At 64.3% G+C, this 8,306-nt stretch carries 8 protein-coding genes; 6 read left to right on the top strand and 2 right to left on the bottom strand.

Translation table 11 applies throughout. The annotated features are described in order from the left end of the window. Nucleotides 1-10 precede the first annotated feature (10 nt). The gene (locus tag C0V72_RS10600) at nucleotides 11-343 is read right to left on the bottom strand and encodes a tyrosine-type recombinase/integrase (RefSeq protein ID WP_143704571.1); all 333 of its coding nucleotides are present in this window, start codon (nucleotides 341-343) and stop codon (nucleotides 11-13) included. Between the two features lie 177 nt (nucleotides 344-520). Continuing rightward, nucleotides 521-1,033, bottom strand: a complete 513-nt coding sequence (locus tag C0V72_RS10595) for an Arm DNA-binding domain-containing protein (RefSeq protein WP_172438995.1) — start codon at nucleotides 1,031-1,033, stop codon at nucleotides 521-523. Nucleotides 1,034-1,423: 390 nt separating this feature from the next. Between C0V72_RS10595 and C0V72_RS10590 the strand changes: the two genes are divergently transcribed. The 6 genes from C0V72_RS10590 (at nucleotide 1,424) to C0V72_RS10565 (ending at nucleotide 8,293) form a co-directional block, all read left to right on the top strand. Beyond that, nucleotides 1,424-1,978, top strand: a complete 555-nt coding sequence (locus tag C0V72_RS10590; RefSeq protein ID WP_101794102.1) for a DUF4402 domain-containing protein — start codon at nucleotides 1,424-1,426, stop codon at nucleotides 1,976-1,978. Beyond that, a complete protein-coding gene (locus C0V72_RS10585) occupies nucleotides 1,978-2,565 on the top strand; it encodes a DUF4402 domain-containing protein (RefSeq protein WP_101794101.1) in 588 nt (195 codons plus the stop codon). The genes C0V72_RS10590 and C0V72_RS10585 overlap by 1 nt, the downstream gene beginning before the upstream one ends. 214 nt (nucleotides 2,566-2,779) lie before the next feature. Beyond that, the gene (locus tag C0V72_RS10580) at nucleotides 2,780-3,277 is read left to right on the top strand and encodes a DUF4402 domain-containing protein (protein ID WP_172438994.1); all 498 of its coding nucleotides are present in this window, start codon (nucleotides 2,780-2,782) and stop codon (nucleotides 3,275-3,277) included. A gap of 75 nt (nucleotides 3,278-3,352) precedes the next feature. After that, nucleotides 3,353-3,880 carry a DUF4402 domain-containing protein gene (locus C0V72_RS10575; protein WP_101794099.1) on the top strand — a complete coding sequence of 176 codons (528 nt, stop codon included), beginning with the start codon at nucleotides 3,353-3,355 and terminating at the stop codon, nucleotides 3,878-3,880. Nucleotides 3,881-3,956: 76 nt separating this feature from the next. Continuing rightward, nucleotides 3,957-4,970, top strand: coding sequence for a hypothetical protein (locus tag C0V72_RS10570; RefSeq protein ID WP_101794098.1), 1,014 nt, complete (start codon nucleotides 3,957-3,959; stop codon nucleotides 4,968-4,970). Then, nucleotides 4,967-8,293 (top strand): hypothetical protein, encoded by a 3,327-nt coding sequence (locus C0V72_RS10565; RefSeq protein ID WP_143704570.1) that lies wholly within the window; start codon nucleotides 4,967-4,969, stop codon nucleotides 8,291-8,293. The genes C0V72_RS10570 and C0V72_RS10565 overlap by 4 nt, the downstream gene beginning before the upstream one ends. The last annotated feature ends 13 nt before the right edge of the window (nucleotides 8,294-8,306 follow it).

Genomic DNA, 8,306 nt, shown 5'->3' with positions numbered 1-8,306 from the left:
CCCGCTCGGGCTACGCCCTCCCAGCGCTCGCCAAGGCGCGGATCAAGTGGCCTGATTTTGCGCCGCCCAATGGCCGACTTTTACTCCGCCGTTGACACAGATCGCATTGCGATCGCCACGCCTTAAGGGTTTCGAATGCCTCGGCATTGAGCGGAATATGCCGCGTCTTGCGCGACTTTGCCGTCTGCGCTGACACCGTCACGATCCGCCGGTCGAAGTTCACATGGGACCATTTGAGATCAAACAGCTCGCCGCGGCGCATGCCGGTGTTGATCGAAAGAAGCACCATCGGCATCAGGTGATCGGTGAAGGGAACCGCATGAAGGCTCGGCAGCGGCTCCATCTTTCGATCCCGCCGCCACTGGTTGGTCCGGTCCCGCGCGTCTCTTGCATCCTGCTCGCGCCTCTTGAGCTGCGAACGCAAACGATGCTCTTCTGCCTCATCAAGATAGCGGACGCGGACTTCCTTGTCCTCTCGCGCCTTTTTCACCTTGGCGATCGGGTTGACCGCGATGAGCTCCTACTCGACCGCGCGGTTGAGGGCTGCCTTGATGGCGGTGATGTCGCGATTGACGGTATTGGTCTTCACGCCGTCCTTCATTCGCTGGGCGCGCCAGCGCTCCATGTCGAGCGGCGAAATCGTCGCCATCGGCATGTTCAGAAACTTACTGAAGGAGACCTTCAGGCGCTTGATCGTAGCGGTAGCCGTTTTCTGATGCGCAGCAGCCCAATCCGCATAATGCTCGTCGATGAAGTTGCCGAAGGTCGACACCTGCTTACGCTTCTGGCGCTCGATGCGCGGGTCCGTCCCCGCCCAGTATGGGCCCAGTGCATTCTTGGCGGCCTCAACAGCTTCGCTGTGACCCATACTGCTCAGCCGACCGAGCCGGATGCGCTTGCCGCGTTCGAACTCAAGGTACCATGTCTTTACGCCCGAAGGCTGTACCCGCAGCAGAAGGCCATTCAGCTTGGCATCGCGCAGTTCATAGGGCTTCGTCTTTGGTAGCGCCTGCTGAGCGATCTTGTTGTTCATCATAGGGGCCTGCGGGACAGGGGTTGCGTCTGGACTCTAGCCGATCCGTAAGTGAAATGTAAGTGCAAAGTGACCAAACACGGTGCAACAAATGCAAACGAGTTGCAATATCGAGAACGTATTTTCTCGTGTTAGATCATTAGGTTCTTTGTGCATTTCGTTCTATTGCGGTGCAGAAAGTGCCGCCAATTTTATGCCTCCGACGGCAGAGGTCACAGGTTCGAATCCTGTCGGGTGCGCCAGCTTGCGGTGCGGGGGTTTTCCTCATCCTTCGGGTTTCTGCGAAACACAGGCGGTGCTGCTTGTTTGTTAAGCTGCGCGCTCATACCATCGGATGCCGGCCCGGCTGCATCAGTGCGGCGCGGCGGCGCTGGAGCAGGTGTCCGATCAATGACCAAGCCAGGGTCCATGGCCGGGATTTTTGCAGCCCTGTTGGCGCTGGCAGCGCTGACGGCGGCTCCGGTTATGGCCAAGCCGCAGGAAGTGCGCGTTCGCAGTCAGGGCAAGCTCAGCTTCGGAACCTTCATGGTGTTTGGCAAGGGCACGCGCAGCATCAGCCCGGCGGGCGCCGTGATCGACACGGCCATTATCGCGCTTGATGGCAGCGCGCCCCGTCCTGCGCGCTTCACAGTGGAATATGACCGCGGGAATGAAAGCAAACAGGTGCTCGACATCACGATCGAACTGGTGATGTCCGCGCCCGGCACTGTGCGGGTGGGCGGTGTCGAGGCGCGGTTGTCGGGGTTTGAGACGGACCTTCCCGGCCATCCCCGCGCCGCCTCGGGCGAGATCCTGACGGTTCGCCTGACCGGTTGCCGCGCCCGCGTGTGTACGCGCAGTTTTACCGTGGGCGGTCGGCTGGATATCACGCGCACCTTTGGCGGGGCCACGGTCGAGCTTCCGATCATCGTCGACGCCCGGATCGTGGAACGGGAGCGGGCGTGATGACGGCCTGCACAAAAAGCACAAAAAGAATGCGGCAGGCGGCGCACGGGTTTGCCGCCTTTGCCATGCTGGCAGCGGCGCAGGCGGGTCATGCGCAATCGGGCATACAGGCGGGCGCACAGGCCACAGGCCGCGCCGAAGCGGAAGTGATCGTTCCGATCCGCGCTGTGCCGGTATCCGACCTGTCGTTTGGTTTGATTGTGGTCGGCACGGCAGGAGACGGGACCGTCGAAGTTGCCCCTGACGGATCGCCGCCGCGCTATACCAGTGCGGCGCGATCGACCTGTTCGGGGGAAGCGGGATGTGCCGCGCATCCGGCCCGCTTCGATGTCGCCGGCGAACCCCGCAGGAGCTACCGCATCGTCCTGCCCGATCAGATCCGGGCGCGCGGCACGCGGACCGGCGCCAGCCTGGCGGTGGTCGCGATCAGAGTGCGCAGCGTGAACGCCGGGACCGCTCTGGCCGAGGGTGTTCTCGATGAAGCGGGACAGGATAGCTTCTTCGTCGGCGGGACACTGCAAGTGCCTGCCGGGACACGGCCCGACGTGTTTCGCGCCGACCTGCCGGTCATCGTCACCTATAACTGACTAACCCGTATTATGCCGGGTAAACCAACCCCGCACCCCCTCTACCGAGGAGCGCGCCGCTTATGGTTAATTCCGTCCAAAGCCCGGGTAAGTAAGTTTTTAAGAGAGCCTGGGGTAACTACGGGGACGACGGGAAGAAATTCTTAGGGACGATTCCTGTTGGCCCGCCACCTTGTTCATGGGCCAAGACCAACTATTCCAAAGGGGACCAACCTTGAAAAAGCTTCTCGTTCTGGCTGTGACCGCAGCCGCTATCTCTGCCCCCGCCATGGCCGCTCCGGGCGATACGTCGACCGCACAGGGCGCTGCCACTGCTGAAGTCGTGGCGCCGATCACGCTTGCGCACACCAATGGCGCCGCGCTGAACTTCGGCACCTTCACCACCGGCGATGCCGGCGGCAGCGTGGTTGTCGATCAGGCCGGCGTCGGGACCGCGACTGGCGAAGTGACCCTGCTGGGTGGTTCGGTTGAAGCTGCCGATGCCTTCACCGTGGCGGGCGATGCCAACCGCGCCTTCACGATCGCCACCACCGGCGGCACTGTCAGCAACGGCAGCGACAGCATGGCCTTCACCACCTCGGCGGCGACGTCGGGCCTGCTGAACGCTTCGGGCACCGCAGCGTTTTCTGTCGGCGGCGCGCTCAGCATCGCTGGCGGCGAATCGGCCGGCACCTACACCGGTTCGTACAGCGTCACGGTTGCTTACAACTGATCCGTGTGGGCGGGTTGCGGGCCGGGGTTCCGGGAACCCTGGTCAGCACCCGCCTGACCCGGTCAGCCAGCCGCTATGCGACAGCTTACTCTGTTTTTCGGGGCTGCTCTGGCAGCAGCGGTGCTCGCCGCCCCCGCAGCCGCAGCGCCCGGCGATAACGCCGCGAGCAGCGGCACTGCCGCCGCCGAAGTCGCCGATCCGGCGACCATCCGGCGCATTTCTGATCTGCGGTTCGGCCGCTTTGCCTCTCCGGGCAATGCCAGCACGATCCGGATCAATGTTGACGGCACCTTTAATGCCGTTGGCGAAGTCGTCTCATCGACGCGCATGGCGCAACCCGCCAGCGGGCGCGGTCCGGCGCAGTTTGTCGTTGAACAGGCTGGCAACCGGGGCGGCACCGTGTTCATTCCGGCTAACATCAGCATAACCAATGGCAGCGCCACCATGACGGTGAACGCGATCACCGGCCGGTTGGTGGTGACCGGAGGCGTCGGCCGCAATCGTGTCTATCGGCTCGATCTGGGCGGCACCTTGCGGATCAATGCCAACCAGGCACCCGGTTCGTATCGCGGCGAGTTTGCTGTGACCGTAATCTACGACTGATCGGGCGTAAGCTTACGATTAGTTAACCATGTTTTCCGTAGAAGACCCGGGGTTTCAGGGTTTTTCGGGCGGTAACATGACACGCAAGATTTCGATTTTCAGCGTCTCTGGCATTTTCAGCGTCTCTGGCATTTTTGGTTTCCTCGGGTTTGGCGCGCTGTGCTGCGCCATGCCGGTCATGGCGCAAAGCCTTGCATTGGAGGGAGCCAGCGAGGCCGCAGACGCAGCCGAAGCCGAACCGCCGCTCGCGCTGCCCGAAGCCGCTCCGGGCCAAGCGCCCGAAGGTTCGGTCGGCGGGATGGGCGACATCAATATCTATCCGCGCCGGATCGTGATGGATCAGCGCGCCCGGGTCGCGTCGGTCGGGCTCTACAACAAGATGCCGTATGAGGGCGAATACGAGATTTCGCTCGCCAACATGGTGATGACCGACACGGGGCGGATCATCCCCTTCAGCAACCTGCCCGAAGGTCTCGACACCAGCAAAGTGAAGACCGCCAGCGATATGCTGCGCTGGTCACCGCGCCGCGTGCTGCTGCTGGGCAGTGAAGCGCAAACCGTCCGTATCATGGCCAGACCGCCCGCTGACTTGCCGGACGGGGAATACCGCGCGCACTTTACTGTCGTGTCGGTCCCCAGCGGGGTCGATGATGGCCTTTCGATCGATGATGCGATTGGCGGCGAAGAACAGGTCGCCGGCAAAGTCGGCGTGACGATCCGCCCGCGCTTCGGCATTTCGATCCCGGTGATCGTTCGGGTCGGCGAGACCACGCTTGAACTCGGGCTGACGGACTTCGCTTTCTCCAAAGGCGAAGGCGGCGCGCAAGTTACGCTGACGATCAACCGCAGCGGCACGCGCTCGGCCTATGGCGATCTGATCGTGACAGCGCCCGGACAGGACGAGCCGCTGGTGGTGGCGCGCGGCGTCGGCGTCTATCCGGAAATTGCTTCCCGCAAGGTGCAACTGGCCGTCAATCCGGCGTTTGATCTTGGCAAGCTGCGCTCTGGGATGACTGTCACGGCGACATTCATCGATGATGATGTCACCCCCGGCGTCACCCTTGCCAGGCAGACATTTGTCGTCCCGTGAACAGGATGCGCCCGCTTGGTGTCCTTGCGGCGATAGCAGCTCTGCCCGGATTGCTGAGCGCGCCGCTGACAGCCGAGCCATGGCAGGCTGCCGATCAGGGACGGGCCTTTCACGCCCGGCACGCGGCCGATCCGCGCCCCTTGCCGCCGCCCGCGCCGCCGCCTGCGCCGCCGCTGGTTCCGCCGCCGAGGGTTGCTGCGCTGGTCAGCACGCCAGCGCCGGGAAAGCTGAACGACAGCACATTCATCGCCCGGCCCGCATCCGTGCAGCCGGCAGCGTCCCAGCCTGCGCTTAGCCCGCAGCCAGCGCTGCCGCACCTCGCCGCGGTGACGCCATCGACCTTCAGCCTCGCCCCGGCCCAGCGCGTGGCTGCGGCCAATGATTTCGGGTCGCTGGTGCGCGGGCCGTATGATCGCCTGTCGCCCGGCCATGTTGGCGTGCCCGCGCTGAGCGATCGGACGGCCGTGCCCGTGCAAGAGCCGCCTTCAGCTCAGCCGGGCGGCGCTTTGCCGCCGATCGCGCCGGACGCCAGCCAGGGCCGGACGCGAACGGTGGCCCTGCCGGTCAGCGCGGCACTTCCGGTGGCGGCTGCGCCCAAAGTCGCCCCCCAGTCCGCCCCGGCGCCCACCACGCCCGCCGCCAGCCTGCCGGTGGCTGCGCCCACTCAGGAACTGGGGGGCCAGCAGCAGCAAAGCTTTGATTACCGGCCCGGAACCCGCACCTTTCCCAGCGATGACGCCGATCCGGCCTTTACCCTTGATGACGAATTGATCCTTCAGCTCAAGATCAAGGGAATAGAAGCCACGGACACCGTGGTCGCCTATGGCACCCGCGATGCGGTGTACCTGCCGCTTGGAGAGATCGCGCGCGTTCTCGATCTTGCGATCCGGGTGAGCGATGACGGCAACTACGCCAGCGGCTGGTTTCTGGACGAAACCCGCACTCTCACCATCAATCTGCGCGAGCAGGTGCTGACAACCAAGGGGGGCGAACGCCCGCTGCTCCCCCGCGAGGCGCAGGCCTTCGATGGCGAGCTGTTCCTGCGCAGCGAAGTGTTCGGCGAAATCTTCCCGCTTGATCTGCAACCCAACCTGCGGGCGCAGGCGCTGTATCTCGCCACGCGCGAACCCTTTCCGTTCGAGGAACGCATGCGGCGCGAAGCCGAACGCGCGCAGCTTGGCGCAAGGGACAATGCGCCCGATCAGGCAAAATGGCCGCGGCAGGAGACGCCGTGGCTGGCCGCATCCATGCCGCTGACCGACGTTGAGGTGCGCGCTGTCTCGGATTCGCCGCTGGGAACCCGGCTTGAAGGCGATCTGCGGATCGGTGCGGACCTCGCCTTCATGACCGCGCAGTCCTATATCTCCGCCACCACGCGCGATGGCCTGGTCGCCTCGTTGATGCAGATGGGGCGGCGCGATGCGGACGGCGGCCTGCTTGGCCCGCTGGCCGCCACCGATTTCCAGTTCGGCGATGTGGCCACCGCGTCAATGCCGCTGGGCCTGCGCGGACAGGCCGGGCGCGGCGCCTATGTCACCAATCGCCCGTTCCAGAATGCATCCGTGTTCGAACAGATTGATCTGCGCGGCATCCTGCCCAAGGGTTACGAGGTCGAACTCTATCGCAACGACATCCTCGTCGGCTCGATTGCGGCGGCCGCGAACGACCAGTACGAATTCCTCCAGGTGCCCGTCGATTACGGGCTCAATATCTTTCGCCTCGTGTTTTACGGCCCGCAAGGCCAGCGCCGCGAGGAAGTGCGGCGCATTACCGTGGGCGACGGACGGCTGGCGCAAGGGCAGCTGGAATATGATGTCGGGATCGTCCAGCGCGGTGAAAATCTGCTGGGCGTGCGCGGCCCCAATTTCAACCCGATTGAAGGCTTTGGCAGCTGGCAAGCCGCCGCCCAGTTGTCCTACGGGCTGAGCACGGGCATCACCGCAGTGACCAGCCTGGCCTATTTTCAGGAAGAGCGCGGCGATCTGTCGATTGCCACGGCAGGGCTGCGCACCGGGCTGGGCGCACTGGCCGTCCGCGCTGACAGCGCGCTGGGCAGCGACGGCAGCAGCGCTTACGGGCTGGGCCTTGGCGGGCGTCTGCTGGGCGGCGCATTTTCGCTGTCCCACTTTGAATATGGCGGCGGGTTTCGCGACGAAATCCGCAGCAATTCGCGCGATCCCCTGCGCCGCGCCACGGAACTGGATTTCAACGGCAGCATCACTCTGGCCGCGCAATCCATCCCGGTCGCTGCCCGCATCCGTCACACCGCCTTTGCCGACGGCCGCGCCGAGACCGATGCGATCTTGCGCAATTCCTTCCGTTTGCCCGGTGTGGTGCTGTCGAACACCTTGGAATATTCGCGCAACATTGCCCCCGATGGCACGCGCTTTGCGCAGCTTATCGGCAATTTCGACCTTGCCACCTTCAGCCGCTCGCAGGTGCAATTGCGCGCATCGGTGGGATATAGCCTGCAGCAAGGGCCCGAGCTTACCAATGCGTCCGCGCAGGTCGCCTATCAGGTCGATGATCGCACCCTTGTCAGCGGTCAGGCGTTCTATGGGTTCAAAACCGGCGAGTTCGGCTTTGGCGCATCGGCGGTGCGCGAGTTTGACCGGTTTACGCTGGCGGTCGATGGCAATTACGCCTTTCAGCAGAAGGCCTATTCGATCGCGCTGCGGATCGGCTTCAGCTTCGGCCGCGATCCGCTAACGCGCAGCGCCTTTTTTGCGCCGCCGGGGCAAGCCTCGTCAGGGGCTGTCAGCCTGCGGGCGTTTCAGGACAAGGATGGCAACGGCACCTTTGGCGCGGGCGATGTGCCGCTGAAGGACGCGGTGTTCAGCGTGTTCAACACCACGGCAACCACCGATGCGCAGGGCCTGGCGCAGCTGACGCGGCTGGGCAATGGCAACCCGGTTGCGGTGCAGATCGATCCGTCCAGCCTGCCCGATATCCTGCTGGCGCCGGTGTCCCGCGGGGTCGAGATCGTGCCGCGCGCGGGCCGTTTCCACGTGATGGACTTCCCGGTCGTCGCCCTCAGCGAGATTGAAGGCACCATCACCTTTGCCGGGACCGACAGCGCGCGCGGGGTTTCGGGCCTGCGGTTGCTGCTGCTGGACAAAGAGGGCGCGATCGCCGCATCGACCCGGACCGAGCGGGGCGGCACCTATTTCATCGAGCAGGTCAAGCCGGGCACATTCAAACTGGCGCTTGATCCCGAGCAGGCGGCGCGGCTTGGCATTTGCATGGACGACGGCGCCATCATCGCGGTGTCGCCGGACGGCGGCATTTACACGCTGGATGCGGTGATCCGCCAATGCACCTGAGGCTGGCGCTGAC

Source organism: Porphyrobacter sp. TH134 (genome assembly GCF_002855495.1).
Classification (GTDB): Bacteria; Pseudomonadota; Alphaproteobacteria; order Sphingomonadales; family Sphingomonadaceae; genus Erythrobacter.
This window is presented reverse-complemented; position numbering and strand designations above follow the sequence as displayed.